This window comes from Microbispora bryophytorum (assembly GCF_006874465.1).
In the GTDB taxonomy this organism is placed as follows: domain Bacteria; phylum Actinomycetota; class Actinomycetes; order Streptosporangiales; family Streptosporangiaceae; genus Microbispora; species Microbispora bryophytorum.
Map to the genome: position 1 here is coordinate 1 of NZ_VIRL01000098.1, position 455 is coordinate 455.

1 protein-coding gene is annotated in these 455 nt (G+C 54.9%); it reads right to left on the bottom strand.

What is annotated here, in order from left to right:
- On the bottom strand, nt 1-454 hold a 454-nt coding region (gene yfbV, locus FLX07_RS36010; RefSeq protein ID WP_142576445.1), incomplete at its 3' end, for a terminus macrodomain insulation protein YfbV.
- Nucleotide 455: the final 1 nt, after the last annotated feature.

The window sequence follows — 455 nt, forward strand, 5'->3', positions numbered from 1 at the left end:
ACAAATCATCAAGGAAAGTTTTATCCAGTTGTTTGAAGGCGCGCTTAAGCGTGTCAGCCAGCGCCTGGTAATCCGGCTTTCCTTCTACCGGAGAGAGCGCCTGTCCGGCTTCTTGCAATTTACCCCGAACTTCGTAGAACCAGTTGAGTATTGAAGGCAGCAGCGGCGTCACGGAACGTTTACCCAGCCACCACATGCCCTGCATCGGCAGGCTGAGCGCAAACAGCGCGGTCGCCACGGCCGGTCCCAACTGTCCCCCTAGCGCAATTTGCCAGCATAAGGTGAAGACGGCGATAGGCGGCATAAAACGGATTGCGTAACGTGTCATACGGATCACGCGGTTCTCTACAAACACGGGCGCGAGGCGCTTTTCCATTGGCCACGTCTTCGCGTAATGCTGCCCCCTGCGAAACAAGCTAAAAAAATTGACGGAACGATTATCCGGTGTCGACATG